The 26,801-nt window shown below is 74.3% G+C and carries 27 protein-coding genes; 14 read left to right on the top strand and 13 right to left on the bottom strand.

Annotated elements, in window-relative coordinates:
• Positions 1-55: 55 nt before the first annotated feature.
• From OG624_RS04865 to OG624_RS04845, 5 genes are all read right to left on the bottom strand, one after another.
• Complete coding sequence (locus OG624_RS04865; protein ID WP_371639131.1) at positions 56-2,944, bottom strand: poly(A) polymerase; 2,889 nt, start codon at positions 2,942-2,944, stop codon at positions 56-58.
• Positions 2,944-4,758 carry an RNA ligase family protein gene (locus tag OG624_RS04860; RefSeq protein ID WP_051762143.1) on the bottom strand — a complete coding sequence of 605 codons (1,815 nt, stop codon included), beginning with the start codon at positions 4,756-4,758 and terminating at the stop codon, positions 2,944-2,946. The genes OG624_RS04865 and OG624_RS04860 overlap by 1 nt, the downstream gene beginning before the upstream one ends.
• A gap of 129 nt (positions 4,759-4,887) precedes the next feature.
• Positions 4,888-5,559: an NAD(P)-dependent oxidoreductase gene (locus OG624_RS04855; RefSeq protein WP_371639130.1), complete on the bottom strand. Its 672-nt coding sequence runs from the start codon at positions 5,557-5,559 to the stop codon at positions 4,888-4,890.
• Between the two features lie 136 nt (positions 5,560-5,695).
• Complete coding sequence (locus tag OG624_RS04850) at positions 5,696-7,276, bottom strand: hypothetical protein (RefSeq protein ID WP_371639129.1); 1,581 nt, start codon at positions 7,274-7,276, stop codon at positions 5,696-5,698.
• A 683-nt stretch (positions 7,277-7,959) separates the two neighbouring features.
• Positions 7,960-9,174: a DUF418 domain-containing protein gene (locus OG624_RS04845; RefSeq protein ID WP_051762141.1), complete on the bottom strand. Its 1,215-nt coding sequence runs from the start codon at positions 9,172-9,174 to the stop codon at positions 7,960-7,962.
• Between the two features lie 266 nt (positions 9,175-9,440).
• Here OG624_RS04845 and OG624_RS04840 point away from each other — a divergent pair, with 266 nt between their 5' ends.
• From OG624_RS04840 to OG624_RS04815, 6 genes are all read left to right on the top strand, one after another.
• Positions 9,441-10,469, top strand: coding sequence for an NUDIX domain-containing protein (locus OG624_RS04840; protein WP_161290558.1), 1,029 nt, complete (start codon positions 9,441-9,443; stop codon positions 10,467-10,469).
• A gap of 409 nt (positions 10,470-10,878) precedes the next feature.
• Positions 10,879-11,394: an SRPBCC family protein gene (locus OG624_RS04835; RefSeq protein ID WP_033213841.1), complete on the top strand. Its 516-nt coding sequence runs from the start codon at positions 10,879-10,881 to the stop codon at positions 11,392-11,394.
• 157 nt (positions 11,395-11,551) lie between these two features.
• Complete coding sequence (locus OG624_RS04830; RefSeq protein ID WP_371640834.1) at positions 11,552-12,286, top strand: SDR family oxidoreductase; 735 nt, start codon at positions 11,552-11,554, stop codon at positions 12,284-12,286.
• 150 nt (positions 12,287-12,436) lie between these two features.
• Positions 12,437-12,976, top strand: coding sequence for a hypothetical protein (locus tag OG624_RS04825; RefSeq protein ID WP_244290605.1), 540 nt, complete (start codon positions 12,437-12,439; stop codon positions 12,974-12,976).
• Between the two features lie 152 nt (positions 12,977-13,128).
• Positions 13,129-14,055, top strand: coding sequence for a hypothetical protein (locus OG624_RS04820; RefSeq protein WP_371639128.1), 927 nt, complete (start codon positions 13,129-13,131; stop codon positions 14,053-14,055).
• A gap of 362 nt (positions 14,056-14,417) precedes the next feature.
• Positions 14,418-15,368 (top strand): class I SAM-dependent methyltransferase, encoded by a 951-nt coding sequence (locus OG624_RS04815; protein WP_033213835.1) that lies wholly within the window; start codon positions 14,418-14,420, stop codon positions 15,366-15,368.
• A gap of 83 nt (positions 15,369-15,451) precedes the next feature.
• On the opposite strand, the gene OG624_RS04810 is transcribed toward OG624_RS04815, so the two are convergent.
• Both OG624_RS04810 and OG624_RS04805 read right to left on the bottom strand, forming a co-directional pair.
• A complete protein-coding gene (locus OG624_RS04810; RefSeq protein WP_078908897.1) occupies positions 15,452-16,930 on the bottom strand; it encodes a DEAD/DEAH box helicase in 1,479 nt (492 codons plus the stop codon).
• Positions 16,931-17,002: 72 nt separating this feature from the next.
• Positions 17,003-17,497 (bottom strand): MarR family winged helix-turn-helix transcriptional regulator, encoded by a 495-nt coding sequence (locus tag OG624_RS04805; RefSeq protein ID WP_030722875.1) that lies wholly within the window; start codon positions 17,495-17,497, stop codon positions 17,003-17,005.
• A gap of 108 nt (positions 17,498-17,605) precedes the next feature.
• Between OG624_RS04805 and OG624_RS04800 the strand changes: the two genes are divergently transcribed.
• Complete coding sequence (locus OG624_RS04800) at positions 17,606-17,974, top strand: HGxxPAAW family protein (protein ID WP_371639126.1); 369 nt, start codon at positions 17,606-17,608, stop codon at positions 17,972-17,974.
• A gap of 129 nt (positions 17,975-18,103) precedes the next feature.
• Here the strand turns inward: OG624_RS04800 and OG624_RS04795 are convergent, their stop codons facing one another.
• Positions 18,104-18,229, bottom strand: a complete 126-nt coding sequence (locus OG624_RS04795; RefSeq protein ID WP_266359756.1) for a hypothetical protein — start codon at positions 18,227-18,229, stop codon at positions 18,104-18,106.
• Between OG624_RS04795 and OG624_RS04790 the strand changes: the two genes are divergently transcribed.
• On the top strand, positions 18,216-18,422 hold the full coding sequence (locus tag OG624_RS04790; protein ID WP_033213830.1) for a cold-shock protein: 207 nt from the start codon (positions 18,216-18,218) through the stop codon (positions 18,420-18,422). The genes OG624_RS04795 and OG624_RS04790 overlap by 14 nt on opposite strands.
• A gap of 79 nt (positions 18,423-18,501) precedes the next feature.
• Here the strand turns inward: OG624_RS04790 and OG624_RS04785 are convergent, their stop codons facing one another.
• A complete protein-coding gene (locus OG624_RS04785) occupies positions 18,502-19,146 on the bottom strand; it encodes a TetR/AcrR family transcriptional regulator (protein WP_161289350.1) in 645 nt (214 codons plus the stop codon).
• Positions 19,143-19,496 (bottom strand): DUF1304 domain-containing protein, encoded by a 354-nt coding sequence (locus OG624_RS04780; RefSeq protein ID WP_033213828.1) that lies wholly within the window; start codon positions 19,494-19,496, stop codon positions 19,143-19,145. Before OG624_RS04780 ends, OG624_RS04785 begins: the two co-directional genes overlap by 4 nt.
• Positions 19,497-19,637: 141 nt before the next feature.
• Between OG624_RS04780 and OG624_RS04775 the strand changes: the two genes are divergently transcribed.
• Positions 19,638-20,750, top strand: coding sequence for a BtrH N-terminal domain-containing protein (locus OG624_RS04775; RefSeq protein ID WP_371639125.1), 1,113 nt, complete (start codon positions 19,638-19,640; stop codon positions 20,748-20,750).
• Here the strand turns inward: OG624_RS04775 and OG624_RS04770 are convergent.
• Positions 20,668-21,006, bottom strand: a complete 339-nt coding sequence (locus OG624_RS04770; RefSeq protein ID WP_033213826.1) for a thioredoxin family protein — start codon at positions 21,004-21,006, stop codon at positions 20,668-20,670. The genes OG624_RS04775 and OG624_RS04770 overlap by 83 nt on opposite strands.
• 118 nt (positions 21,007-21,124) lie before the next feature.
• On the opposite strand from OG624_RS04770, the gene OG624_RS04765 reads away from it, so the two are divergent.
• Entirely contained in the window at positions 21,125-21,394 is a 270-nt protein-coding gene (locus tag OG624_RS04765; RefSeq protein ID WP_161289346.1) for a hypothetical protein, read from the top strand.
• Between the two features lie 5 nt (positions 21,395-21,399).
• On the opposite strand, the gene OG624_RS04760 is transcribed toward OG624_RS04765, so the two are convergent.
• Positions 21,400-21,765 (bottom strand): DoxX family protein, encoded by a 366-nt coding sequence (locus OG624_RS04760; RefSeq protein WP_030722855.1) that lies wholly within the window; start codon positions 21,763-21,765, stop codon positions 21,400-21,402.
• Between the two features lie 301 nt (positions 21,766-22,066).
• Between OG624_RS04760 and OG624_RS04755 the strand changes: the two genes are divergently transcribed.
• The 4 genes from OG624_RS04755 (at position 22,067) to OG624_RS04740 (ending at position 25,271) form a co-directional block, all read left to right on the top strand.
• Positions 22,067-22,426, top strand: a complete 360-nt coding sequence (locus tag OG624_RS04755) for a YciI family protein (RefSeq protein ID WP_033213820.1) — start codon at positions 22,067-22,069, stop codon at positions 22,424-22,426.
• Positions 22,427-22,493: 67 nt separating this feature from the next.
• Positions 22,494-23,714, top strand: coding sequence for an RNA polymerase sigma factor (locus OG624_RS04750; protein WP_371640832.1), 1,221 nt, complete (start codon positions 22,494-22,496; stop codon positions 23,712-23,714).
• Between the two features lie 127 nt (positions 23,715-23,841).
• Positions 23,842-24,600, top strand: coding sequence for a TetR/AcrR family transcriptional regulator (locus OG624_RS04745; RefSeq protein ID WP_051762135.1), 759 nt, complete (start codon positions 23,842-23,844; stop codon positions 24,598-24,600).
• On the top strand, positions 24,597-25,271 hold the full coding sequence (locus OG624_RS04740; protein WP_033213815.1) for a hypothetical protein: 675 nt from the start codon (positions 24,597-24,599) through the stop codon (positions 25,269-25,271). The genes OG624_RS04745 and OG624_RS04740 overlap by 4 nt, the downstream gene beginning before the upstream one ends.
• Positions 25,272-25,294: 23 nt before the next feature.
• On the opposite strand, the gene OG624_RS04735 is transcribed toward OG624_RS04740, so the two are convergent.
• Positions 25,295-26,773 (bottom strand): condensation domain-containing protein, encoded by a 1,479-nt coding sequence (locus tag OG624_RS04735; RefSeq protein WP_051762133.1) that lies wholly within the window; start codon positions 26,771-26,773, stop codon positions 25,295-25,297.
• Positions 26,774-26,801 lie beyond the last annotated feature (28 nt).

The raw sequence follows: 26,801 nt of genomic DNA, 5'->3' as shown, positions 1-26,801 counted from the left end.
TGCCTGCGGCCGCGGCCGTGCCCGCGGCCGTCGCGGTGGCTCGCGACCCGACCCGTCACGCCAGGTCCGGCACCTCACCGCCGGCCGCCCAGGAGACCTCCACCCCCGGCAGTCCGCCGCGCCAGGGGCCGGCCAGGGCGGCCAGGCGCGTCGCGTCCGGGGGAGCGGCGCCGAGGCCGATCGCGTAGCGGGCCAGGGCCGGGCCCGACTCGAACGGGCGGGGCCAGGCGTGCGCGTCCGCGACACCGGCCTCCTCCAACGCCCCGAGCAGGGACCGCAGCCGTCCGCGCACCCGGCCCAGGGTCGCCTCGAACTCCCCCTCCGTGGCCGCCCGTACGGTCACCACCGCCCAGGCGGCGTGCCGCCGGTGCAGCGGCGGCGGCCCCGGCACCCACGCGCGGTCCGCGGGACCGGACTCCAGCAGCTCCCAGGCCGCGTACAACTCCTGGACCAGCAGGTCGCGCAGGCCGGGCCCGACCTGGGCCGTGCAACTGCGGACCGGCTCCGAGGGGGTCAGGACCGTGACCGCACCCGGCCCGTACTGTGCCGCACCCGGCCCGCCTGCCGCCGCACCCGGATCCGCCGCCGACAAGGACACGGGCTCGCGCCAGTCCCAGGCGGCCCACCTGCCGAAGAATTCGCGCAGCAGGGCGTCGGGCGGCAGCGCCCCGACCTCCTCCACCGTGCGCGCCGCGAGAACCGCCCAGGCCAGCCCGGGCAGCCCGCCGAACGGAGCCGAGTCCAGCCCCCGGGCCCACGCCCATGCCTTCACCCGCCGGGCCAGCCCGGCGAACGCGGCATGCCGCTCCGCGCCCACCCGTTCCCTCACCGCATCCGCGTCACCGACCGCGCTCAGCGCGAGCGCCGCCGCCTCGCCCAGCTCCGCCCGCCGGGCCACCGCCTCCGCCGGATCCAGCCCGCCGGTGGCCACCGTGACCAGATCCACCGACAGCCCGCCGACGCGGAACCGCAGCCCCGGCACCCGCGCCCCCGTCACCTCGCGCAACCGCCCCGCCTCGGGCAGCGCCGCCGCCACCCGGTCCCGTACGAGCGCCACATCGGCCGGCCCGCCCGGCAGCGCCGCCACCAGGTCCAGATCGGCCTCCGGCAGCGCGCAGCCCATACGGCGCGACCCGGCCGTGTGCACCCGCCCGTCGCCGAGGGCGGCCCGCACGCGCGCGGTGACCGACTCGGCGGCCCCGTCCCGGGGTGCGCGAGCGGGCTGCTCGACCGTCTCCGGCTCCCAGCGCACCTCGCCCGTCCCCAGTGCCACCGTCGCCCGGACCCGCATCGGCCCGTCCCCGCGCCGCGAGAGCACGGCCAGTTCACCTACCCGCGCGGCCACCGGGCCGCCGAGCCGCGCCGCGAAGGCCGCGACCGCCCGCTGCGGGTCCTGGCTGCGTCCCAGCGTCAGATGCGGGGTGTAGCCGCCCTGTTCGCCCGTCCGCCCCCGGCAGCCCGGGAACCGCTCCGCCAGCGCGCGCCGGAGCTCCTGCCAGGGCGCCTCACCGGCCGCCGCCGGATCCAGCCAGACGGTGGCGTCCTCACGGTGCCCGAAGCTGTGCACCCCCTCCAGCCGGGCGGGGAACGGCCCGGTCGCCGCGGCCACCTCCGCCAGCAGCGGCAGCGCCTCGGCGAAGGAGGACTCCGGTACGAAGCCGAAGAGCAGGTTCACGTGCGCGGGCCAGCGCCCGGCCTGCGGGTCGAGCGTGCGGCGCAGCTCGCGTACCGCCTCCGGCAGGGCCGGCGGCAGCCACGCCACCGCCGTCCGCGCGGTCGCCGGCACGTCGAGGCACGCGGGCGCGCCGCCCAGCTCCCCGAACTCCACCGTCGCCTCCACACCGAAGTGGTCGGAGATGAACAGCCCTTCCGGGGCGGGCGAGTCGCCACGCAGCGCCGCCCGCGCCACCCGGGCGGCCGTGGATCGCAGCAGGATCCGGTCCAGCCGGGCCGCCCGGCCCGACAGCGAGCCCACGGCGGCCAGCGGATTGGCCGTCGGGTCGAAGGTCGGGGTGTCGTCCGCGGCCCCGTGTACGTCGCTCCAGGCGTCCCGCATGCCCAGCGCGGCCGCGGGCCCCTCGGCGCCGTGCCGGCCGTCGTTGAAGTCGCCCAGCAGCGCCACCCCGGCCTCGATGCCGCCGAGCCCTTCCGCGAGCCGGGCGAGTTCGGCTTCCCGCCGCAGGTGCCCGTTCTCGGTGTGGTCGCTGGTCAGGTGGGTGTTCGCGACGACCAGGGGGCCGGCCGCGGTGTCCACCGTGACGGCGGTGACGGCCTTGTGCGGGCGGAACAGGTGCGTCCCCGCCTCCCGCACCGGCAGCCGGCTGAGCACCAGCAGCCCGCACGCGTCGACGTCCCGGCCGCCCGGATCCGTACCGAGGGTGTAGGAGGCCCGCACCCACGGCGCCGCCAGCAGCATCCCGAGCAGCTCGGGTTCGACCTCCTGCAGCGCGATGACATCGGCATCGGCGGCCGCGAGATCGGCCAGCAGCAGCGGCCGGCGCCGGGCGGTGGCGATGTGCGGGGCGTCGTACCGGTCCCAGAGCGTGTTCCAGGTCAGCAGCCGTACCGAGGAGACGGCGGCCGCCGCCCCGTCCCCGCCCCCGGGCACCGGCTCGGCGGGCCGCCAGGCGCCGCCGCCCGCCGGGTCCCACGCGTGCGGGGTCCGCGCGGTGAAGAACGGGGCCCGCAGCAGGCGCGGATCACGGACCCGGCCTGCCGAGGTGACGTCGATCCGGTCCACGCCCGTGGCCCGGTCCCACACCAGTTCACCGTCCGCCTCGACGAACAGCACCCGGTGCCAGGGGATGTCGCCGCCGGGCACGAAGGAGGGCAGCGGGACCCGCTTCGGCGCGGCCCCGCGTTGGAGCAGCCCGAGCACGAACCGCGCCGGATCGAACCGGGAGTCCCAACGGACCTGGTGGTAGAGCTCCTCGCTGGTACGCATCAGTACGCCCCCCGCCCCTGTTCCTGCCGCTGTGCCTGTCCCCGCTGCCGTCCGGTGTCCGCGGGACCGGCCGCGAGGCCACCGGCGGTGTCCTCGACGACGCCGGCCGCACCGATGTACCACGTACGGTGCGCCTGACCGGCGTACGGCGGGCTGAACCGGCGCAGTTGCGCGGTCAGTACCTGCGCCGGTACCGGATGCGGGCGCACGCCGTTGCGCCGCACCAGCTCCGCCTCCTCCACCAGCACCACGGCGTGGGTGACCAGCGCGTCACGGCGCCGGGCGACCGAACCGGCCAGGCCACGCTGCTGGTCGGTGAGCGAGGTGGCGTCCCACACCACCGTCCCGCCGCGGGCGAGCGCCGCGTCGAGCCGGTCCAGGCCCTCGCTCAACACCGCGGCGTTGGCCCCCTGGTCCGCCCGGGACCCCCTGGCCGTGCGCAGGTCGTCCAGACCGATGTACGTGTCCACGCCGGGCAGTTCGCGGCCGAAGGTGCTCTTCCCGCTGCCCGAGGGCCCGCACAGCTGCACCAGCCGGGGAAACGTTCCCTCGCGCCACTTCCAGGTCGCCGCCACGGCTTCCTCCACCGCGGATCCCGAGATCCTGCCCTGCCCGAACGCCCGCCGGGCCTCCGCCCAGCAGCGGTCCGCTGCCTCCGGGTCCAGCCCGGCGAGCGCCTCCCTCAGCCCGCCGCGCAGCGCCTCCAGCGGATCGGGGCCGAGCAGCCCCGCCTCCTCGGCGCACAGCGCGGACCACTCCACGCACTCCCGCGCCGCCGGCCCGTCCGCCAGCGCCCCGGCGAGCGCGTGCAGCACGCCGAGATCGGCCGCGGCGGCCATCCGGACCAGGCCGGCCCGCCGGTCCTCGTCCGGGAACGGCTGCTGCAGGTACGGGTACAGCCCCACCAGGTCGCAGACCCGCCGCGCGAGTCCCATCCCGACCGGGCCGGCCGCGAGCCGCGCCGCGATCCGGGCCCGCGGCTCGCGGTGGAGCGCGGCGGCCAGGACACCGGCCAACCGGTCCTCCCCGGTCCGCCCCGCCCCGTCGATGCGGGCCACGGCCTCGGCGACCTCCTCCGCGCCGGCGGCACCGGTGGTGTCGGGGGCGTCGGTGGTGTCGGTGCCGCTCGGCCCGAGCGCGGCGAACAGGCCCGGGACATCGGCCTCGGCCCCGGAGCGCACGGCCCACAACGGGGCCGCCGGACCGAGCCCGTTCGGCACGACCTGCGCGAACATCCAGTGCGTACTCGTCTGCACATGGCCGACCCGCACCCACTTGGCCACGCACCGCCCGAAGTCCTCGAGCGCGAAACCGGCCACCGTCCGTACGACGTACCCCTCCTGGCGCGCCGTGTCGAGCTTCAGCCGGCGCAGCGCGCGCTCGTCGAAGACGCCCCGCCACAGCACGCGCGGGGTGGGCACGCCCAGGCCGCTCAGGAACCGTACGGTCCGATCCCAGTCGAGGCAGTGCTCCCCGTCCCACACCGAGAAGCCGTAGAACCAGCTGTCCAGGTCCTCGTACGGGATCGAGTGCCGGGCGTAGAGGTTCTCCCCGCACACCCGCCACCCGGCCGGGATCCCGGGGCCGATCCGGCCCTGGAGGCCCTTGACCCACGCCCGCGAGGGGTGGTGCGCCGAGTCGAGGGAGCGGGCGTGCAGGCCGTCCGGGTACAGGGTGGTGTTCTCCCCGTCGAGCTTCTCCGTGACGACGACCTCGCGCCCGGCCAGCGCTCCCGGTCCGACGGCCCGGACGTCGTCCGCCGTCGCCCCGGGGGACCAGGGCAGGTGCGGCGTACGGGGATAGTGGATGCGCATGATCCGCTCCTGCTCGACATCGGGTGCCTGGTCACTGTAGGTAACCTGAGCGGACGCCTCCACCCATATAAGCCTTCCCCCACGTCGCGCACAGGTCCCCGCAGTTGCCCGCAAAGCTCTGCCTGCCGCTCAGTGGGCGACGGTGAACCGCCGGCCCGCGTGCGCGTCGCGCTCGATCTCGTCGACCAGGGCGACGGCGAAATCCTCCATCGAGATCCGGCTCCGGCCCTCCTCGTCGACCAGCAGATCGTCGAGTCCCAACCGGTAGGTGCCCGTCCGCTCGCCCGGCTCGATCTGCGCGGCCGGGCTCAGACAGGTCCAGCGCACCTGCTCGACCGGCACGGTCCGCAGGAAGTCCAGGGCGTCCCCGTGGGCGTGCATCAAGGCCAGGACGGGCGCCGGAACACCGGGCTCGTCCCAGACGGCCGGACCTGCAGGGGTCCGCAGCGACCCCGCCCCGCCGACGACGACCACCCGCGGCGCGGGCGCATCGGTACCGAGCGAGCGCACCCCGCCGATCAGCGACTTCGCGGCGGTCACCAGGGCGGCCGGGTCCCCGCGGCCGGGTCCGAAGGCGCTGACCGCCACATCGTGCCCGGCCACCGCCGCGGCCACCGACCCCGGATCGAGGACATCGCCGCGCACCACGACGAGCGCCCCGGCCCCTGTCCCGCTCCCCGAGTCCGGGAGCCGCGCCGGATCGCGGACGACGGCCGTGACCTCGTGGCCACGCCGAAGTGCTTCGCGCAGCACCCGGGTTCCGACGGTGCCGCTCGCGCCGAAGAGGGCGATCTTCATCATGGCGACTCCCTGAGGTGGAGGGTTGTACGGGGCTCCGGTCGGGCCCCGCCCGCCCCATCCAAGCGAACCCGCCCGCCGCTCCCGGGCCGCCGGGCCGGGGCCGGTGGGATGAACCGGTCCCGAGGTCGCGCGGCCGTCAGCCCACGACGGGCACGTTCACGGACGCGGGAACCGGCACCGGCACGGGAACCGGCACCGCGGCGGCCAGCCGTCCCGCCGCCGCGAAGTGCAGCCGCTCCAGCCGGGCCGCGTACGGCCAGCCGGCCGCCCGGTAGAAGCACAGGTCGCTCGGGATCGGCACGGCCCGCAGGTCCGCCGCGTGCGTCCCGTCCGGCAGCTCGGTGGCCGCCGCGAGCAGCGGGTCCGCCGAACCGGCCCACTCGCCGACCGGGGCGGGCCGAGGCCACGGCTCCCCGGTGTTGGGGAACAGCCACCGGGTGTCCCGGGCCATCCGCGCGGCGAAGTCCGGGCCCGCCGCCGCCCGCCGGGCCAGGCGCGCGAAGGTCAGCAGCAGGTCCGGCAGGGACTCGGCGAGCAGCGCCAACTCCGGGTACGTCCGCAGGCTCTCACCGTCGCCGGGCACGGAGACGACGTACCCCCAGCGGCCGGTCGCCGGGTCGATACGGACCTGCGCCAGCGCGTGGCCGCGCCCGTGCACGATCCGGGCGAGCGGCCAGTACGACCCGTCGCCGCCCAGCATGCGGTGCAGCTCGGGGTCCACGGTGTGCTCGGGCGCCCCCGGCAGCAGGCGCAGCGCCGGAAGTCCCGCGATCGCCACCCCGCCGATCTCCCGGAACACGGTCCGGACGTCCTCGGGGACCGGGACCGACCAGCCGTCCATGTCGGAGTCGGCGCAGCCCGCTTCGAGCTCGACGAGGCCGGGGCAGCTGTCGGCCAGTTCCCGCAGCTCGGCGACCGCACGCCGGGCGGCGTCGGCCGGCACGCGGTGGCGGCGTACGGCCCGACCGAGGAAGTCCCCGCTGACCACGCTGCGTAGCAGGAGGGCCCGCCCCTCACCGACGATCTCGAACTGGACCTCGCTGCTTCCGGTGTCGGCGGTGTTGTGGAAGGTGGAGAAGTACGGCTCCCAGTCCACGGAGCACGGGTAGCCCGGCAGGCCGTGCAGGTCGACGAGATCGGTGAGCGGGTCGCCGCGGCCGACGAGGGCGGCGAGTTCACGATCGACCCCGCTGCCTGCCCCATCCGACTGACCCGCCTCGCCTGCCTGGCCTGGCTCATCTGCTTCGGCGAGTGCGACGGTGGAGGTGGCCGGTACGGAGAACGTGCCTCTCGGCCGGTCCGCGACCCCGTCCGCGAGTCGTTCGGCGAACCCGGCGAGCCACGTGGTGAAGTCCGGTGCCTCGACGGTGACATCCGGGTCGGACCCCCACGGGTTGACGGCCACGACCGGCCCCCAGCCGGCGGCCCCGACCCCCACGATCAGCGAGCCCTCCCCGAAGTCCGTCTCGCCCAGGGTCCAGCAGCCGTCCGTGAACACCTCACGGCCGCGCGGTCCGAAGCGGTACTCGTGGTCCTCGGTCTCCAGGCCGCCGATCTCCCGCAGAACGCCCCGTACCTCCTCGGGCACCGGGACGGCCCAACCGTCCAACTCCGCGTCCGTGAAACCCTCGAAGAGCTCCAGCTCGTCCGGCCGCTCGCGCGCCAGCTCCTTCAGCGCCCGTACGGCGTCCACCGCCGACGGCCCCGCGTGGTACATGCTCCTGGCTCCCCGTGTCGTCCGTTCCGCGGCTCCGAGGGTATCCCCGCGGCCTGCCAGGACATGACCCGAACCGTGCGACGGACCAAGACGCCCTCAGCGGCAGAGGGCCACGATGGACGGGTGCACGGTGCCCTCGGCCGCCTCGCACAGGGCGGACATGTCGTACGAACGCTGCGGCGCGGGCCGGGGCTTCGCCACCGTCGGCGGCCGCTTGCGGGGCTTCGAGGGCGCCGCCGGCTTCGCCCGCCGGTCGTGTCGCCGGGGGTGTGGGGCCTTCGCCTCGGCACGGCGCGGGCGATGCGTCCGCTCGGCCGCGGCCCGAACGGGTGCCGGCCCGGCCTCCGGGATCGAGGGCGGCGCGGGCCGGACGGTCGAGGCGGGCGATGCGGATGATGCGGGCGAGGCAGGTGAGGCGGATTCGGGTGCTGTCGGCAGGGGACCCAACGGCAGGGCGAGGGGTGCCGATCGCCCGGCCTGCGTACGGTCGGCCGCGGATGCCGCCCGTGGCGCGTCCGGGGGAGCGGCGGGACGCACCGTCACGCACCCGGTGGTCAACACGAGCGCGGCAAGGGCAAGGGCAAAGGTCAGGGGCAGGGCGCGGCGCAGCTGCATCCGCCCACCCTGCCGTACCGGCGCCGTGCGAGCCGAACCCCGTCACACGGACGGGTGATGACGCACATTCAGCCCGGGGCGCGCACCCGTGTGGCCAGCCGCAGCACGTGTTCCACCGGGCCGCGGCGCAGCGGGCTGTCGGCCCAGATCCGCTGCCAGGCCCAGGTCAGGGCCAGGGCCAGGGCGCTGAAGGCCAGCCAGGCGGACCAGGACGCCGCGCCGTGCGCCGGACCGGCCAGCACCAGCGCGTGGACGACGTACGCGCTCAGCGCCATCGCCCCGAGCAGGGTGAGCGGCCGCAGCAGGCGCACACCCACCGCGTGCCGCGCCGCGAGCGCGCACAAGCCGATGAGGGCGCAGCCCACGCCCGCGTTGCCCAGGGTCTCGGGCGGGGTCTGGCTGTAGGGGTCGGCGACCAGCAGCCAGTACCAGGAGGTACTGGGCACGGCGCCGTACTGGCCGGCCAGGACCTCCCGTACGGGATCGGCCGCGGACAGGGCCTGCGGATGATGGACGGCGATCGCCTCCAGCAGCCGCTGCCGGGTGCCGAACACATGGCTCGCGAGCCAGGCCGAGCCGTACCCGGCGACGGCGGCCGCCGTCCCCCACACCGCCATCCGCCGGGCCACCGACCGCAGCCGCACGTCGCACAGCCGGGCGAGGGCCATCCCGACCAGCACGTACGGGAAGTAGGTGGCCAGCGGATACGCCCCGGTGAGCAGCAGTTCCACCAGTACGCGGCCCAGTCCGGACCAACTGGCCAGGTCCGCGGCCTCGGGGACCAGGCCGCGTCCCGACACCTCGTAGCCGAACACCGGGCCCAGCAGGAACGACAGCAGCGGTCCCACCACCACCGACGCGGCCGCCACGGCGGTGAGCACCGGGGTGGACAGCCGGGTGAAGGGCTCGGCCACCAGGAAGTACACGGCGAAGAAGGCCAGGATGACCAGGATCCCGGGCCACAACGAGGCGAGCGCCAGCCCGAGTACGGCCAGCAGCGCGCAGCGGATCAGCAGGGGACGCCAGCGGTGCGCCCAGCCCGCCGGGCGCCGCGCCGGGTCCTGCCCGCGCTGGGCGAGGACCAGGGAGAAGCCGGCGAGCAGGGTGAAGAGGGCCGGGGCGCGTCCGTCCGCCGCGACGAGGAGGTATCCGGCGCCCTCCGGCTCCGGGCCGGGGCCGACGTGCACGGCGAACATGCCGAGGACGGCCAGACCGCGCACGGCGTCGACTCCGGCGAGCCGGCCGGACCCCGCGGCCGCCGCCCTCGCGGCGGGGCCCGTCACGCGCCGCACGTCACGTGGTCGCGCGGGGTGCAACGGGTCTCGCATGTAGAGGTCTCTCCCGGGTCCGTCCGCATTGGTCGGACCGACGGTTTTCACGCCGCCAGTCCGCATCCGGAACGTACCAGGACGCACATAACCAAGTAATAAGGAGGTATAGGGACGGTAAAGGCGTGGGGTGTCGGTGAGGGCGGGGCGGGCGCCGTAACCCGGGGGCCGTGCCCGCTGTTGCACAGTCCGGCGGGTCCACCCACGGTGAACGGAGTCCGATGCCGCAGCTGACCGACCAGGGCGCGATCGACGAGGACGAGCGGGAGCGGACGGGGACCTGGATGACCCCGGCGGAGTACGGGGCCTCGCGGGCCGCCGTCTGGACCGCTGCCGTCGTCCTCGTCACCGACACCCGCGGCCGGATCCTCGTCCAGAGCGTGGACTACCGCGCCGACCGGCTGCTCCCCGGCGGGGCCGTGGACGCCGGAGAGGCGCCGTCCGCGGCGGCCGCGCGTGAGCTGCGCGAGGAGCTCGGTGTCGACGGCCGCTACCCGCGCGGCCTCGCCGTGGACTGGATCCCGGCCGACACCCCCGGCTTCCCGCCCGAGATGCGCTTCCCCGGCGAGATCCTGCACGTCTACGACGGCGGCACCTGGACCCCCGACCGGATCGAGGCCGTCCGTCTCCCGGCCCAGGAGATCACCGGCATCCACTTCGCCGAACCGGCCGACCTGCCCGACCTGATGGACCCCGGCGACGCCCGCCGCGCACTGTCCGCCCTGCGCGCCCGCGTCAACGGCTCCGGCACCGCCCTGCTGGAGGACGGCCGCCCCACCGCGCCGACCGCCCTCGACCGACTCGGGGTCCTGCGCACCCGGCGGATCCCGCAGCTCGGCGCCTGGCACCCCGGCCCGGTCCCGGAGCGGCTGCCCGTACACGACCTGTCGGCCTGGCTGTTCGCCCCCGACGGCCGGGTTCTGCTGCTGATCTCCCGAGCCACCGGCGCCGCACACCTCCCGCCACCGACGGCCGGCTCCACCCGGGACGCCGTCCCGCTCGGCTACCGGCACGGCGAGCAGGGCGTCCACACCCGCACCGCGGCCCGCCTCACCGGCCTCCCACCGGGCGCGGACCCGGAGTACGCGCGCCTGCTGGCCACGCCGGAACAGATCCGGGAACTGAGCGACTGGGGGCGGGCGGGCGACGACGAACTCGCGGCGGTGCACGCCGCCCGCACCCGCCTCGGCCTTCCCACCCCCAGCCGCACCCCACCCACCGAACTCCCCGAGGAGGGCGCCCGGCCGTGAGGTGTCGGTGGCGCCGCCTACCCGTCGCGGGCATGGGATTCACCAGCGCCTGGTCGATCAGCTGCCACGAGGACTCCGTCATCGCGGACCTCGCGCCGCGGACGACGGCGGCCGTCGAGGCCGACCGCACCTGCCCGCGGGCCCGCCACCGTCGGGCGGCGTGGCGGCGTGCCCCGCTCCCCGACCACCGCTCCCTTATCCGCCCTGATCGACAAGACAGTCCCTCGGCCCCGAACGCGCGGCCCCGCTGCCCGGCGGGTGCGGGCGCAGGGGCGGCTCCGGTGGGACTTCGACCGGCGTACGAGCGGCGTACCGACCGGGGTACGTGCGGCGTACGGCCCCGCCCCGCTACCACCGCCATGATCGGGAAATCCGGCGTCCGCGGTCCGCGGTCCCGCAGCATGGGGCCATGAGCGACAGCGCGATCACCTACACCCTGTACATCCAGGCCGATCCCGCCAGGGTCTGGCAGGCCCTCACCGAGCCCGCCTTCACCCGCCGGTACTGGGGCCTGAGCTTCGAGACCGACTGGGCGGTGGGCTCGCCGATGGACTGGGTCGAGCGGGGGGCCCGGACCAGCGACCCCGAACAGGTGGTCCTCGACTGCGTCCCGGACCGCCTGCTCTCCTACACCTGGCACACCTTCACCCCGCAGTGGGCGGCCTCGGTCGGGATCGGCGAGGAACTGCGGGCCGAACTGGCGAAGGAACGCCGCACGAAGGTGACGTACGAGATCGAGCCCGTCGGCGACACCCTCGCCCGGCTGACCATCCTGCACGAGGACTTCGAACCCGGCGGCACCCTGATCGGCATGTGCGGCCGGGCCTGGCCGATGCTCGCGTCCAGCCTCAAGACCCTGCTGGAGACCGGGGCTCCGCTGCCGGAGGCGGACCAGGAGGGGGATCCGGAGACGGGCGAGGCCTGAGGCGTGACGCGGAGAGCCGGTACGCGTCCGCGCCCCCGGTCGCCCCGAACGGCCCGGCTCTCCGCGGTTCCCCGGCCCGCCCCCGCCGCCTCCGCCTCCGCACGCACCTGAGATCATGTGTACGGACCACGAATCAGGAGCGGGAGTGAGCGTAGACATGCCACTGGAACACCAGCGCGTCGTCATCACCGCCGCCGGCCGCGACTTCGGGCGTACCCTCGCCCTCCAATTCGCGAGCAGGGGCGCCGAGGTTCACCTCTCCGCGCGGACCCTCGAAGCCGCCGAACGCGTCCGCGAGGAGCTCCGCGCCCAGGGCCACGCCGCGGACCGCGTCCACGCGTACGCCTGCGACCTCACCGACCCCGCCTCCGTACGGGAGTTCGCCACCGCGGTCGCCGCCCGGGCCGACCACATCGACGTGCTCGTGAACAACGGCTCCCGCTACCAGCACGGCACGGACCTGCTGTCCGCGTCCGACGAGGACGTGGCCGACACCCTCGCCTCCGGCGCCACCGGCACCGTCCTGGCCACCAAGGCCTTCCTCCCGCTGCTCCTCAAGTCGGCCGGGCCGGACATCGTCACCATGATCTCCGGCTGCGGGGAGACCGGCCACCACCGGTCCGACGCCCACGCCGCCTTCTACGCCGCCAAGAGCGCACAGGCCGGCTTCACCGAGATCCTCTCCCGCAGGCTTCGCGACCAAGGCGTCCGCGTCATCTCCCTCTACCCGCCGGACTTCGACAACCACGACCCGCTCTCGGAGTCCTGGGAGGGCGCGCCGCGCACGGCGAAGGACCCGCTCACGGCGCAGTCGCTGGTGGACTGCATCTTCTTCGCGATCGGTCAGCCCCGCGACTGCTTCATCAAGTCCTTCCACTTCGAGCAGGTCTGACGGCCACGCGCGCGCGGCGTACGGGCCTCCCGGGGGCGCGGGCTACCGACCGGTCGGTGCGGAGGGCCTGATGCGGGCCCGCACCGCTGAACGCCCCCTGACGGCACCCTGACCGCCGGCCGCCGACGGAGATCGTGTGGAATGGGGGCCATGGCGAGAGGAAACGACGGGCAGCGACCCGCCACCGGCATACCGGCGCGGCCCCCGATGAACGGCCCCGACGCCGATGAGCCTCCCGAGCACTGGCGCTACGCCCGCCACCTGGAGTCCCTGGCCGCGGCGCCGGGCCCGGGCGCGGGCGCGCAGGCCGAGGCGGAGGTCGTGGCCGCCGTGCTGCGCGATCCCGACCGGGTGATGGCCGAGAGCGCGGTGGTCACCCATCTCGACCGGCGGGCCGTACAACTGCTGGCCGAGGAGGAGTTCTCCGCCTGGGCCCGGGCCATGGCCGCCGCCCTCGCCGGCCGGGCCTTCCCCGAGCGCCGGCTGCGGGAGTGGAACCTGCTCAAGGCCGCCACCTGCGGCGAGGCCTGGTCCGCCGAGGAGCTCACCGCCGCCTCCGACTGGTGCCAGCGCACCGCGGCCCGCCTGTTGACCTCGTACGAGGCCTTGGCCCTGCTGGCCACCGACGCCCGCACCCGCCGCGTCCGCAACGCGGCCGCCGAACGCCTGCGGCGCGGCACCGCGGTCTGAACGGTGGACCGGGGGTCCGGTCAGCCGTTCGCCCGGCCCCGGAGCGGAGCGTCGGTCGCGTCGCGTCGGGCTGGTCGAGGACCAGGTCTGACCTGAGCCGGGTGCGGGAAAATTGCGTGTTCGCCCCGCAGTCGCGGACGTAGCCTCGGGGCGTGCTCCAACTCCTCCTCGCCGTATCCGCGTTCACCGTGGCCGCCGCCGTGTACGCGGTCATCGGCCTGCGGTGGTGGCGGCGGGCCCGGCTGCGGCGCGCCGTCCTCGGGCTGGTCGCCGGCCTGGAACTGGAGGCTTACCACGCCGCCGAGTTGAGGTCCGAGGAGATCGAGGCGGCGGCGGCCGAGCTGCTCCTCGGCGGGTACCTCGACATTGACGGGGAAGGGGCGGCGCGGCTGACCGGGGCGGGCCGCGACCCGGGCCGGACGCCGCCCGGGCACCCGTTGCCCGCCGCCCTGCTGGACGCCGTACGCCGATACGACCCCGAGCCGGCGTCGATCGGCTGTCTCGACCGGTACGACACGGAGTACCGGATCGGGCGCAGGGCGTACGCGCGGGACCGGGACGCCCGGCTGCCCCGGATCACCCGGATCCCGCGGACGCCGACACATGAGCGGGGGCGGCTGCTGGACTGCTGCGGGTGCGTGGGGATCGTCCTGCTGGTCGGTTTCTGGTGCGTGGCGGGCGTGCTGCTGCTGCACGCGTACCCGCACGGCCTGCGGGAGTGGGCCGCCTCCGTGGTGGCCGCCGCGAGCCTCGCGGCGCTCGGCTTCGCCGAAGGCGCCGACCGGGCGGTCCGCGCGCGCACGGCCTGCGAGGACCCGCTGGGGGACCACGCCCGGAAGCAGGTCCATCCCGCGCTCGCGGCGCTGGACGAACGGCAGCGGGTGCGCGTCCGCCGGAGCGCCGCCGACGACGGCAGGTGGCGCGGTGCCGTGTACGAGGTCGACGACCCGGACGAGGACGAGGACGAGGACGACCGCACGGACGAGGACGACGACTGGTGGGACGCCTACCACTACCGGGCCGCCGACGAGGACGGCGAGGACGAAGAAGATCGGTCCGACGGCCGTCCCCTCGGCTGAGACCGGGCCGCCCGAAGCAGGTCCGTCCCGCGACGCCGGCCACCGATCGGACCCGCGGGAGGACCGAGTGCGTGGCGGTCACCCATCTCCCGCTCCGCGCACCGCAGTTGCCGGCGGCCCGGCTTCCTCCCGGACCTGTACGCGACGCCGCACCGACCCGCGACCACCGCCCGGACCCGGCGCATGCGCGTCGCGCCGTCGGCCCGAGAACCGAGGACCCAGCACAGGACAGGCAGGGCAACCGGAATCACATGATGATCGCGTTTACATCTCGTCACACGTCGATCCAGGGCGTAGGGTGCCGTTACCCGGCCGGGTATCAGCGTGAAAATCGACGCCACTTCGCTGGAGGACGACTCTCCGTGCCGCACGTTTCACAAGCTTCCGTCACGACCCCCGACGGTGAGCCGACCCCGCCCGTGCCCACCACGTACGACGAGGTCAAAGGCTGGTTCTCGGCGTACGACCAGGTGCTCTTCGACTGGTTCCTGACACGACAGAACAGCAGCGAGGGGCAGCCGGGCGACCTGCTGGAGCTCGGCGCCTTCATGGGCAAGAGCGCGATCTTCCTCGGCCGGTACCTCCGGCCCGGCGAGGAGTTCACCGTCTGTGACCTCTTCGACTCGCCCGCGACGGACGACTTCAACGTCGCGGAGAACCGCAGCTCCTACCCCACGCTCACGCGCCGCGGCTTCGAGACGAACTACCTGGCCTTCCACGAGGCGCTGCCGACGCTGATCCAAGCCCCCACCTCGGTCGTCGCCGACCGGGTCAAGCCGACGAGCTGCCGGTTCGTGCACGTCGACGCCTCGCACCTGTACGAGCACGTCGCCACGGACATCGCGTCCTCGCGTCTCGTCGCGACCCCGGACGCGGTGGTGGTCTTCGACGACTACCGTTCCGAGCACTGCCCCGGCGTCGCGGCCGCCGTCTGGAGCGCCGTGGTCACGGGCGACCTGCACCCCATCTGCGTCTCGGGCTCGAAGCTCTACGCGACCTGGGGAGACCCGGAGCCCCACCAGACCGCCCTGCTCGCGTGGCTGGAGGGGCGCAGCGACCTCTGGCACGGTGTGGACGTGATCGACGGACGCCCCCTGGTACGCATCGGGGACGAGGGCGTGGTCGCACCGGCACCCCCGCAGCCACTGCACCCTGCGCCGCCGGCGGAACCGGCTCCGGCGCCCGCTCCCGCCGCCGCGCAGCGGCCCGTCCCGCCCAGGCCCGGTGCCCGCTGGCGCAAGCTGGCCAAGGACCTGCTCCCGCCCGTGGTCACCCGCGCGATCGTGGCGCGCAACCGCCGCCGCAGGGGCTGACACCGGAGGCCTGCGCGTTCCCCGGACCGGATCCGGTCCGGGGAACGCGCAGGCCTGGCGTACGTGGGGCAGGCGTACCCGGGTCAGATGCCTCGGCGCACCCGGGCCGCACGGCGGGCCTCGGCCTGCTGGCGAGCCTCGATCGTCTTGCGGGACTCCTTGCCCCGGCCCGGGCGGGTGCCGATGCCGCGGAAGGCCAGGTCCGAGCCCGAGGGCTTGCCCTTGGCGTCGGTCGGCGCGGAACCCGCCAGCGGTACCCCGGAGGGGGCCTTGGCGCCGGTGATGCGGGTCAGTGCGGCCTCACCGGACCGTACCTGCGTGATCGTCGGCCGGATCCGGGCGTCGGCGAGCAGGCGGACCATGTCCCGACGCTGGTTCGGGGTGACGAGGGTGACGACCCGGCCGGACTCGCCGGCCCGGGCGGTACGGCCGCCCCGGTGCAGATAGTCCTTGTGGTCGGCGGGCGGGTCCACGTTGACCACGAGGTCGAGGTCGTCGATGTGGATGCCGCGCGCCGCGACGTTCGTGGCGACCAGGACGGTGACGGCCCCGGTCTTGAACTGCGCCAGGGTCCGGGTGCGCTGCGGCTGCGACTTGCCGCTGTGCAGGCCCTCCGCCCGTACGCCCATGGCTCGCAGGTGCTTCACGAACTGGTCGACCCCGTGCTTGGTGTCGAGGAACATCAGCACCCGGTTGTCCCGGGCCGCGATCTCGGTCGCCGCCGAGACCTTGTCGGCCGCGTGGATGTGCAGGACGTGGTGGTCCATCGTGGACACCGCGCCCGCCTGCGGGTCGACGGAGTGCGAGACCGGGTCCTTCAGGTACTTCCGGACGAGCTGGTCCACATTCCGGTCCAGGGTCGCCGAGAACAGCATCCGCTGTCCCGCGTGGTGCACCTGGTCCAGGATCTCGGTGACCTGCGGCATGAAGCCCATGTCACACATCTGGTCGGCCTCGTCGAGCACGGTGATCTTCACGCGCTCCAGGTGTACGTCCCGCCGCCCCACCAGGTCGCTGAGCCGCCCGGGGGTGGCCACCACCACCTCGGCGCCGGTGCGCAGGGAGCTGACCTGGCGGCCGATGGACAGCCCGCCGACCACGGTGGCCATCCGCAGCTTCAGAGCCGCGGCATAGGGTTCCAGCGCCTCGGTCACCTGCTGCGCCAGCTCGCGCGTCGGTACGAGGACCAGCGCCAGCGGCCGCTTCGGGTCCGCCTGCTGCCCCGCCGTACGGGCCAGCAGCGCCAGGCCGAAGGCGAGGGTCTTGCCCGAGCCCGTCCGGCCACGGCCGAGGACGTCCCGGCCGGCCAGCGCGTTCGGGAGCGTCGCGGCCTGGATCGGGAACGGCTCCGTCACGGCCAGCGAGGCCATGGTCTCCACCAGCTGGGCGGGCAGGTCGAGCTCGGCGAAGGACTTCACCGGCGCGAGCGCGGGCTCCTTCGGCGCGTGCATCGTGAACTCACCCTGCGGGCCGAGGGTCCGGGCGGCCTTGGCGGGGGTTCGGGCACCGGCCTTGGCACCGCCCTTCACACCGAAGCGCCCATGAGCTGACGGATTCCTCATGCAGGACCTTTCGAAGCAGAAAGAGGGAGGGAAGAAAAGAAGATGGTCAACCGCCCATGGTACCAGCGGGGGCTAAACCTCCCCGGCGGTCAGTTCCCCCGACCGCACCTGGGCGCAGTGGGCTCGGATCTCGACCGCGGCGCGGCCGAACCAGTCCGCGATCACGGCGATCTCGTCGGGCGTGTAGTCGGCGAAGAGGGTGGCCAGCCGGTCGTACATCGGCTGGTACACGGCGATGACCCGCGCGGCTGCGGTGGGGTCGGCCACCACCCGGACCCGGCGCCGGTCGGCCGGGTCCGGGACGCGCCGCGCGTACCCGGCGCGTTCGAGGCGGTTGAGCACCCCGGTGACGGCTCCCGTGGTCAGGTCGAGGAGTCCGGCGAGATCACCGGCGGCGAGCGGGGTCTCTCCGGCGCCGAGGATGTGCCCCAGGCAGGTCAGGTCGGTGACGTTGAGCCCGAGCAGCTGCGCCACCTCCTGCTGGCCGACGATGCCCAGGGCGACGTACTGGTCCATGCGCGCAATCGCCTCGCCGGCCGTGGCCGGGGGGCGGGTCTTGCCCTGCACCCAAATACTCCTTAGGATCTAAGTTACTTAGTGAGTGAGATGCTTACCTCGCGAAATAAGCTTCCCGCTCTTGCGAGCGTACTGCTGACGGTCGGACCAGGGAGAATCATGAGCGCGCACGGCCACGTAGACCTCGGCCACACGGTGGCCGGCTGGACCGGGACCACCCTGGCCCTGCTGGGCTTCGCGGGAGCGGGCGCCGCCGTGTGCGCGGCCTGGTTCCCCGGGATCTGGCTCGGCCTCGGCGTCGTCGTCGTGGCCGGGATCGTCACCTGGGTGCTGCATCTCGCCGGATGGGGCAAGCCGAGCGGACCCCGGCCCGAGGCCGACTGGGACTGGCGCGTCCGGGACGCGGGCGCCCACGCGGGGCATGCCGACTGCCTCGGCTGCCGGGCCAAAGGCCCGCGGCGGGCCCGCGCGGCGGCCCTGCCGTCTCGAACCACCGCGTCCCTGCCCGCCACGGACGGCGGTGCGTGAACACGTGGGCGCCGAGGTCTCCCGAGGTGACTCCTGAAGTGCCCCCGAAGGCCTCCTGAAGGGCTCCTCGAAGGGCTTCCGGGTGATCCGCTCCCTCGTTTCACGGACGAGGCGGCCACAAGTTCGAATCTACGGCTTGACCCGGTCGGCCGCGTTCAGCGTGTGCTCCGGGGGACCGTTGGGCAGGATCGAGACGGCCGCGTGTGCGGCCCGCAGTGGAACGTTGTGAAGGATCAGCCAGATGGCAACAGGCATCGTGAAGTGGTTCAACTCGGAGAAGGGGTTCGGCTTCATCCAGCAGGACGACGGCGGCCCCGACGTGTTCGTGCACTTCTCCGCGATCGAGACCACCGGGTTCAAGTCGCTGGAGGAGAACGCGCGCGTCGAGTACTCCGTCTCCCAGGGGCCCAAGGGCCCGCAGGCCGAGAAGGTGGTTCCCCTCAGGTAGCCCACTTCACGGGCCGAGCCCGTGACGCGAAGCCCCGCCGGTCCGCCCGGCGGGGCTTCGCGCGTCCCGGCCTGCCGCGCTACCGCGTCCGCGACGGATTCGGTCCACCGCCGGGCCCGATCGCGCGATGGAGGGCCATCAGCAGCCGCCACAGGTGGTCCGCCAAGGCCTCCGGATCCGCCCGGATGTCCTCGTGCAGCCAGTCCGCGAGGACGCCGGTGAACGCGGCGGCGACCGCCGACCCGACCAGCTCGGGGTGCGGGGCGCCCACCGCCGCGCGTTCCGCCACCGCCCGGGCGCGCAGTTCCCGGTGGAGGCGCCTGCCGAGCGGGCCGTCGCCGCCCGGGAGCAGCAAGGTCCGGTAGAGCGGCGCCCGGCCTGCCGTCTCCGACAGGAAGGCGGCCAGCGCGGCGGGGGGCCGGACCGGAGGGAGCGGTGACGGGCCGGTCTGCCAGGCGTGCAGGGCGTCGACCGCCGCGTGCACCACGTCCGCGCACGCGTCCACGGCCAGCGCGGTGAGGTCCTCGTAGTGCAGGTAGAAGGTGGCCCGGCCGACGCCGGCCCGGCGGACCACCGCCGAGACGCTGACCTCGGCGAGCGGCCGGTCGGCGCACTCGGCCAGCAGGCTCGTCCGCAGCCGCCCCTTCGTCCGGGCCGTACGGGGGTCCTCCGCGCGCGGGTCCTGCGTGCGCGGACCTTCCGTGCGCGGTTCCTCCGGGCTCACGCGGCCGGCAGCGCCGCGCCGAGGGCGAGGGCCCCGGGCAGGGCCTGGGCCACCAGGATCCGACGGTTGGCGGTGGCCGCCCCGTAGACCCCGGCGACGATCACGCAGACGAGGAAGAAGATCTGGGTGGCGAGCGAGTCGATGACGAGCGACCAGACCAGGCCGGCGGCGAGGAAGCCGTTGTAGAGGCCCTGGTTCGCGGCGAGCGGCGCGGTGAGGCGGGCGGTGTCCGCGTCGAAGCCGGACAGCGCGCGTCCCGGGGGCCGCTGCCACAGGAACATCTCCAGAACCATGAAGTACACGTGCAGGGCGGCCACGAGGCCGATCAGGATCTGAGCGACCGTGTGCATGGCCGCCTCCACTTCTCGGGGTCGGTGTACGGGTCGGTGTGCTCGGTGTGCGGGGCGAAGTACCGACCGGTATACCGGTCGTACTTCCTGGACAACTGTACAGGAAGTCCGGCTGTCGGCCCCCGCGGCTACGCTGGCCCGATGACCGAGCAGGCACCCCTGCCGAAGCCCACCGGACTCCTCTACGAAGACTTCGGCACCGGGCGGCACCGTGAGAGCTCCCTCGTCCGGCACGCGCTCGGCAGCGTGCACGAGGAGGAACTGGTCGCGGGCCTCGCGGGCGGCATCGGCTTCATGTATTTCGTCTTCGAGTACGCCGGGCACCCGCCTCTGCTGACGATCGTGGCCCAGGCCCACCCCGACCCCTGGGTGGAGGCCGCCCTCGACCGGCTCGGCGTCCCCTACGAGGTCACCCACAGCTCCCGGCCCCGCTGGGACCGCGTGCACGCCGCCCTCGACGCGGGCCGGCCGGTGTTCTGCGCCGTCGACCGGTCCCGGCTCCCCTGGCACGGCGGGATCCCGGACGAGATGTCCGGAGCCGATCCGTACACCGTGGTCCTCGCCGGGTACGAGGGCGACATCCTCCACGTCGAGGACGGGGCCCCCGCCCCCTACCGGATCGCGGAGCGGGAGTTCGGCGAGGCCTGGACCGGCCACCGCAAGGGCCGTCACCGGATGCTCGTACCCACCGGCCCCGCCGTCGGAGCCCCCGACATCGACGGGGCCGTGGCCGCCACCGCCGCGCGCCTCACCGGGCCCGTGCTGGGCAACAGGTTCGACGTCAACTTCGGCTTCTCCGGCATGGAGAAGCTCGCCGCCCAGCTGCGCGACGTCCGTACCAGGACCGGCTGGGAGCGCCGGTTCGGCTCCCCGGAGGCGTTCCTCGCGGGGACCCGGCGGCTGTACGCGTGCCTGGAGGAGGAATGGACCGCTCCCGGCGCCACCCGCCCGCTCTACGCGGACTTCCTCGACCTCGCGGGACGACCGGAGGCGGCCGCCCTGTTCCGCGACGCGGCCGGCAACTGGTCCCGGCTCGCGGAACTGGCGCGCGCGGCCGACCCGGACGCGGACGCCCCCGGGCGACGCGCCCTCTTCGACGAGCTCGCCGCCCTGGTGGACGGCGCCCTCGCCCTGGAACGCCGGGCCGTCACCCTGCTCCGAACCCCCGGGCTCAGAGGTGGGCGTCCAGGAACGCGCGGAACTCCTCGCGCGTCATCGGTCCCGCCTGGCTCGCGACCGCCTCGCCGTCCTTGATGAGGACGGCGGTCGGTGCGCCCGTCACCCCGTAACGCCTGGTCGGCTCGGGGCAGCGGGTCATGTCGGTGCGCACGGCGGTGAACCGTGTGCCGTACTCCTCGACCAGTTCTCCCACGACGGAGTCCATCGCGCGGCACGCCTCGACGGCCTTGGGCCAGGTGCCGCAGAAGTACGCGAGAACGGGTCCGGTCGTCATCGAGAGGATGAAGTCGAACTCCTGGTTCTCCAGTGGCTGGTGCACCCGACGTGCCATACGTGTCGCTCCTCGCTCGTGCGCCTCCCCGGATCGGGAGGGCGGCCCCCATCATCGCCGCCGCACCGGTCCGCGGCCGCCGGGTCCGTTGTCAGTGGTGGCTGTGAAGCTGAGCGGTATGGACGACAGGATGCTGCGGCGCCGGGTCTACGGCGCCGACCACGAGGACCCCGACCCAGGACCGCGCCCCGGACACACCTACGGCGAGCTGGTCGGCGGGCCGCTCGACGGGCTCCTCCTGGACGTCACCGGCTGGAGCGCGCCCCAGCTCGCGGAGGAGGCCAGGCTCCCGACGGAGATAGGGCGCTACGGAGCGGGCGGCCGCGCCCACTACCGCCGCCGCGCGGGGGACCCGGGCCACTGGGACTGGACGGGAGACAGTCGCTGACGGTCTCAGGCGTCCCGGCTCACCTTGCGGGCCCACAGCACCAGCGGTACCTGCAGGGGCAGTCGGCCGAGCGTCACGGCCCGGGTGCGGGGGGAACCGTGGCGCGCGTCGACGGCCATCTTCACGTTCGCCGGGAACACGCCGACGAAGAAGGCCGCGGTGGCCAGCGCGGCCACCCGGCGGGTGCGCGGATGGGCGACGCCGACGGCGAGGGCCAGTTCGGCCGCCCCGCTCGCGTACGTCCACGCGCGCGGGCTGCCCGGCAGCGAACGGGGCACGGTCGCGTCGAACTTCCCGGGCGCGGCCGCGTGGGCGACCGCCGCCGTGGCCAGCAGGCCGGCCAGCAGGAGGGGGGAGGAGGCGCGGGGCATCGTGGGGTCCTCTCGAAGGTTTCCGGGGCCGCGATCCTACTCGTGAGTAGCCGCTGGTGCGGTCGAGCGGCCGTGCGGTCGGGCCCCGCGAGCGCCGGCCGTGACACCCCGGTCCGACTGCCCGAACGCCCTGGTCCGGGCCACCCGGGTGGCCCGGATCCGCGGCCGGACGGGGGGCCGCGGTGGCGGCCCCGGGAAAATCTTCGAAGAATTTCCCGGAGGCTGTCGATCCGGGCGTCTCCCGTTCGACGCAAGGGTGAGAGGCGGGGAGAGTCCCCGCCCTCCCGACCGAGGAGTCACCATGCCGCGCTTCCTGACGATGATCCGTATCAACGAGCAGGACCTGCCCGCCGACACCGCCTTCCCGCCCGAGTTCGAGCAGCGCATGGGCGCCCTCCTGGAGGAGATCACCAAGGCCGGCGTCATGCTCGACACCGCCGGACTGCTCCCCACCTCCGAGGCCACCCGCCTCAGCTGGTCCGACGGGAAGATCAGCTACACCGACGGCCCCTTCACCGAGACCAAGGAGGTCGTCGGCGGCTACTCCCTCAGTCAGTGCAAGGACAAGGCCGAGGCCATCGAGTGGACCCGGCGCTTCCTGGAGATCCACCCGGTGGAATGGAAGATCAGCGCCGAGGTCCGGGAGATCCAGGAGATGTGATCCCGCGCGTCCGCGCCGCGTTTGCCCTGCCTCGTCACGGCTGCTCTGATGGGTGGCCGTGACGGCAGTGAGTGCGGCCCAGGCGGTCGAAGCGGTGTTCAGGATCGAGTCCGCGCGGATCATCGCCTCGGTCGCCCGTGTCGTGCGGGACGTGGGCATCGCCGAGGAGATCGCCCAGGACGCCCTCGTCGCGGCGCTGGAGCAGTGGCCGCGGGCGGGGGTCCCGGACCGGCCCGGCGCCTGGCTCATGACCACCGCCAAGCACCGCGCGATCGACCTCGTCCGCCGCAAGGAGACCTACGCGCGCAAGCTCGCGGAGGTCGGCCGGAGCCTGGAGGACGTGCCCCCGCCCGCCGAGCCGGCCGACCCCGAGGACATCGACGACGACCTGCTGCGCCTGATCTTCACCTCCTGCCATCCCGTCCTCGCCACCGAGGCCCGGATCGCGCTCACCCTGCGTCTGATGGGTGGGCTCACCACCCAGGAGATCGCCCGCGCCTTCCTCGCCTCCGAGGCCACCGTCGCCCAGCGCATCGTCCGGGCGAAGCGGGCCCTGGCCAAGGCCGGGGTGCCCTTCGAGGTCCCGTACGGCGCCGACCGCGAAGCGCGTCTCTCCTCGGTCCTGGAGGTCATCTACCTCGTCTTCAACGAGGGGTACTCGGCCACCGCCGGCGACGACCTCGTCCGGCCCGCCCTGTGCGAGGACGCCCTGCGCCTGGCCCGCGTACTGGCCGCCCTGATGCCCGAGGAGCCCGAGGCGCACGGCCTGGCCGCGCTGCTGGAGTTCCAGGCCTCCCGGATCGCCACCCGCACCGGCCCCGACGGGGAGCCGGTGCTGCTCGCCGACCAGAACCGGTCCCGATGGAACCGCATGCTCATCCACCGGGGCGCCCGGGCGCTGGGCCGGGCGGGGAACGGCCCGTACTCCGTCCAGGCCGCGATCGCCGGTTGCCACGCGGCGGCGGTCCGCTACGAGGACACGGACTGGCCGAGGATCGCCGCGCTGTACGGGCGGCTCGTCCAGCTGATCCCGTCCCCGGTGGTGGAACTCAACCGGGCGGTGGCCGTCTCGATGGCCGAGGGCCCGGCGGCGGCCCTGCCGCTGGTCGACGCCCTGGCCCGGGAATCGGCCCTGCGCGCCTACCACTTGCTGCCGAGCGTACGGGGAGACCTGCTGGAGCGGCTGGGCCGGAACGAGGAGGCCCGCGCGGAGTTCGAGCGGGCGGCCTCCCTCACCCGCAACGCACGGGAACGCACCCTGCTGCTGGGCCGCGCGGCCCGCCTCTGAGCGACACCGCGACCCGAGGACCGCCCTCGCACGGCCGCACCCTTGCCGCGTATGTTTACGTCATATACTTTGTGTATGTCATAAACATGCGCGCCCGAGTGGTCGTGGTCGGAGAGGAGGGGCCTCGATGCCCCGTGAGCCCCGCGGGCCGAGCGGATCCACCGCACCGCCCGACCTCGACACCGTCGCCGACCTGCTGTGGCGGGTCGACGCCGAACGGACGGCCGAGGGCCGCGCGCGCCTCACCCCGCGCCGGATCGTCGACGCGGCCGTCGCCGTCGTCGACGCCGACGGGCTGGACGCACTGTCGATGCAGCGCGTCGCCACCGAGCTGGGCTGCACGGCGATGGCCCTCTACCGGCACGTGCCCGGCCGCGAACACCTGCTCGCGGCCATGACCGACACCGCCGGCGGCCGCCCGCCCGCAGCCACCGGGGCGGGCTGGCGCGCCGAGGTGGAGGCCTGGGTCGACGCTCTCCGGTCGACGTACCGCGCCCATCCGTGGATGGTGCGGGTCCCCACGGTCAGCGCCCCGGTCGGACCGAACCAACTCGCCTGGTTCGAGGCACTGCTGAGTCCGCTCGCCCGCTCCGGCGCCGCCCGCGACGAGCTGATCCCGCTCGCCACCTTCATCTCGGGCGCCGTGCGCGACCTGGCCAGGGTCGCCACCGAACTCGACCCGGCCGGCGCCGCCTCGTACGGACGCATCCTCGCCGAGCGCCTCGACCCCGGGAACTTCCCCACACTGTGCGCGCTCGCGGGCGAGGCGGGCCTGGACGAGGAGGAGGACGGCGCCGTCGACCCGATCGTGGCCTGCGGCATCGCGCGCCTGCTCGACGGAATCGAGAAGTCTCCACCCGCACGAGAGGAAGACGGAAACCGATGAACGAGAAACACCTCTTAAGGCTCACCGGCATCTGCGGCGTCACGGCGGGCGCGCTCGCCGCCGTCGCCGTACCGCTGTACTTCGTGCACTCCGGACCGCCGCCCGCCGGCAACGTCCTGGCCCGTATCCTCCTCAACCTCTTGACCTGCGCCGCCCTGCTCGTCTTCCTCGCGGGCCTGCGCCACGTCATCCGCGGCGCGGGCCCCGCCTTCGACGGGCCGGCCGGCCTCGTCTTCGGCGCCGGCCTGGCCTACGTGACCATCACCCTGGTCGCCGCGTCCGTCGAGGCGGGCATCGTCCTGGAGAACCCCGGCGGAGGCCTCGACCCGACCGTGGACGGCCCGCTCGCCCACGCCAACATGCTGCTGCACGGCTCGGCCGCCCGGCTGCTGACCGCCGTCCTGCTCACCGCCGCCGGGTACGCGATCCTGCGCGCCGGGATCCTGCCCCGCTGGACCGGGTACACGGCCTACGCCGTCGCCGCCGTCAACCTCGCCTTCGTCCCCTCACTGTTCTTCGGGACGGACGCCGCCCGCTTCTACAGCGCCGTGGGCTGGGGCAACACGGCGCTGACGGCCGCCCTCCTCGTCTACTGGGCGTTCGCGGTCGGGATCGCCGTGCTGCGGCGCACCTCGGCGGCCGGCCTACGGGCGGCGGCCCGACCGGCCTGACCGGCCCGACCCGGGGGCGCGGCTCAGCCGCGGCGGGCGAACGCCGCCACGTCCAGCGGGGTCCGTACGGACCGCCGCGGCGCGGTCAGCGCGATGGGCCGACGGAACCCGCCGGACCGGGAGATCTCCTGCACGGTGAGGCGCAGCGCCTCCTGGAAGTCGCCCATGGTCCGGCGGGCCGCCGGGGTGTCGACGTAGAGGGAGTTCATGTGCAGCCCCTCGGTGTCCCGCTGGAACCACGAACAGGCCCCGTTGGCGCGCGCCGACCACACATGGGTGGTCGGCCGCCAGTCCTCGTGACGCTCGGCCCCGGGACACTTGCGCATGTCGATGTACGAGAAGAAGTTCACCGGGTGCGGCCAGGAACGGGCGGCGAACTCCTCGGGCGCCAACAACTCCCATGCCCGCACGAACGGCACGTCGAGATGGCGCATCATCTCGCCGAACCCGGCCCGCACCGAAGCCATGACCTGGGCGAAGTCCCGGCCCGGCGAGGCGTCGAACTCGATGGGAAGGGTGTTGACGAACCAGCCCACCGAATGCGCCCAGGTGTCCCGGCCGCGCTCACTGACCGGCATCAGACCGCGGTAGACGCCCGGACCGCCGGCCTCGCGCAGACAGACGGCGACCGAGGCGAGCACCCCCATGAACGGCTTGCCGTCGACCGCCAGACACGTCTTCTCGAACACCTCGGCCTCGGCGGCGTCCAGCAGGGTCGAGGCCTCGTTGACGATCGGGTACATCCGGCCCGGCTCGACGCCCAGGTCGAGGGGGAAACGCGGGAAGAACTCGCCGGCCTCCCCCATGAACGCCTTCCAGTAGTCCAGGCGTTCGTCGCGGGCGTCGATGGACAGGTAGCGCCGGCGCTGCTCCTCGGCGAAGTCGAGATAGCTGGGCGCGGGCGGCAGTTCGACGCTCTCGCCGCGGCACAGGGCCTCGTACCCGATCGACACCTCGCGGGCCACGATCGGCATCGACATGCCGTCGCAGACGATGTGGTCGAAGGCGAGGTAGACCGTCGCGGAGTCCTCACGTTCCACCGCACCCATGATGAACAGCGGCCAGGAGAGGGTGTCGATGCTCCGCTTGAACCGCTCGACGAGGAACTCGCGCAGCAGGTCGGAGGTCTCGAAGGCGGCCACCTGCTGGGGTTCGAGGGCCAGCGAGGCGGGGTCGAAGGGCTCACAGGCCACCTCGCCCGCCAGCCGGCGGAACGCACACCGCAGGACCTCGTGCCGCTGCACGAACGAGAGCAGGGACTGCGCCAGCGCCCCCTCGTCCAGCGGACCGGCCACTTCGAAGGTCACCGCGACCCAGGACGCGACCGGGTCGTCGGCGGCCCTGCTCTCCTCGGCGACGGTGAAGTGCTTGTCCTGGTTGAAGGACGCCTTCCTGCCCACCGGGTCACCCGTGTCGGCGGCCTCCGCCGCCGTGGACCTGAGCCGCCACTCGACCACCCGACCGGGTGCCATGTGGTGCATCTCCAGAGGAAACTGCCGCATTCCGTCATCCCTTCGCCCCCGAGTCAAC

This window comes from Streptomyces virginiae (assembly GCF_041432505.1).
Lineage (GTDB): Bacteria > Actinomycetota > Actinomycetes > Streptomycetales > Streptomycetaceae > Streptomyces > Streptomyces virginiae_A.
The sequence above is the reverse complement of the archived record's forward strand: the minus strand, read 5'-3'. Positions and strand labels throughout refer to the sequence as shown.

Excerpts from the sequence above, each read along its gene's own strand:
- OG624_RS04865 (WP_371639131.1), bottom strand. The coding sequence starts at position 2,944 with ATGCGTACCAGCGAGGAGCTCTACCACCAGGTCCGTTGGGACTCCCGG.
- OG624_RS04860 (WP_051762143.1), bottom strand. The coding sequence starts at position 4,758 with ATGCGCATCCACTATCCCCGTACGCCGCACCTGCCCTGGTCCCCCGGG.
- OG624_RS04855 (WP_371639130.1), bottom strand. The coding sequence starts at position 5,559 with ATGATGAAGATCGCCCTCTTCGGCGCGAGCGGCACCGTCGGAACCCGG.
- OG624_RS04850 (WP_371639129.1), bottom strand. The coding sequence starts at position 7,276 with ATGTACCACGCGGGGCCGTCGGCGGTGGACGCCGTACGGGCGCTGAAG.
- OG624_RS04840 (WP_161290558.1), top strand. The coding sequence starts at position 9,441 with ATGCCGCAGCTGACCGACCAGGGCGCGATCGACGAGGACGAGCGGGAG.
- OG624_RS04835 (WP_033213841.1), top strand. The coding sequence starts at position 10,879 with ATGAGCGACAGCGCGATCACCTACACCCTGTACATCCAGGCCGATCCC.
- OG624_RS04830 (WP_371640834.1), top strand. The coding sequence starts at position 11,552 with ATGCCACTGGAACACCAGCGCGTCGTCATCACCGCCGCCGGCCGCGAC.
- OG624_RS04825 (WP_244290605.1), top strand. The coding sequence starts at position 12,437 with ATGGCGAGAGGAAACGACGGGCAGCGACCCGCCACCGGCATACCGGCG.
- OG624_RS04810 (WP_078908897.1), bottom strand. The coding sequence starts at position 16,930 with ATGAGGAATCCGTCAGCTCATGGGCGCTTCGGTGTGAAGGGCGGTGCC.
- OG624_RS04800 (WP_371639126.1), top strand. The coding sequence starts at position 17,606 with ATGAGCGCGCACGGCCACGTAGACCTCGGCCACACGGTGGCCGGCTGG.
- OG624_RS04790 (WP_033213830.1), top strand. The coding sequence starts at position 18,216 with ATGGCAACAGGCATCGTGAAGTGGTTCAACTCGGAGAAGGGGTTCGGC.
- OG624_RS04795 (WP_266359756.1), bottom strand. The coding sequence starts at position 18,229 with ATGCCTGTTGCCATCTGGCTGATCCTTCACAACGTTCCACTGCGGGCC.
- OG624_RS04780 (WP_033213828.1), bottom strand. The coding sequence starts at position 19,496 with ATGCACACGGTCGCTCAGATCCTGATCGGCCTCGTGGCCGCCCTGCAC.
- OG624_RS04775 (WP_371639125.1), top strand. The coding sequence starts at position 19,638 with ATGACCGAGCAGGCACCCCTGCCGAAGCCCACCGGACTCCTCTACGAA.
- OG624_RS04770 (WP_033213826.1), bottom strand. The coding sequence starts at position 21,006 with ATGGCACGTCGGGTGCACCAGCCACTGGAGAACCAGGAGTTCGACTTC.
- OG624_RS04765 (WP_161289346.1), top strand. The coding sequence starts at position 21,125 with ATGGACGACAGGATGCTGCGGCGCCGGGTCTACGGCGCCGACCACGAG.
- OG624_RS04760 (WP_030722855.1), bottom strand. The coding sequence starts at position 21,765 with ATGCCCCGCGCCTCCTCCCCCCTCCTGCTGGCCGGCCTGCTGGCCACG.
- OG624_RS04755 (WP_033213820.1), top strand. The coding sequence starts at position 22,067 with ATGCCGCGCTTCCTGACGATGATCCGTATCAACGAGCAGGACCTGCCC.
- OG624_RS04745 (WP_051762135.1), top strand. The coding sequence starts at position 23,842 with ATGCCCCGTGAGCCCCGCGGGCCGAGCGGATCCACCGCACCGCCCGAC.
- OG624_RS04740 (WP_033213815.1), top strand. The coding sequence starts at position 24,597 with ATGAACGAGAAACACCTCTTAAGGCTCACCGGCATCTGCGGCGTCACG.
- OG624_RS04735 (WP_051762133.1), bottom strand. The coding sequence starts at position 26,773 with ATGCGGCAGTTTCCTCTGGAGATGCACCACATGGCACCCGGTCGGGTG.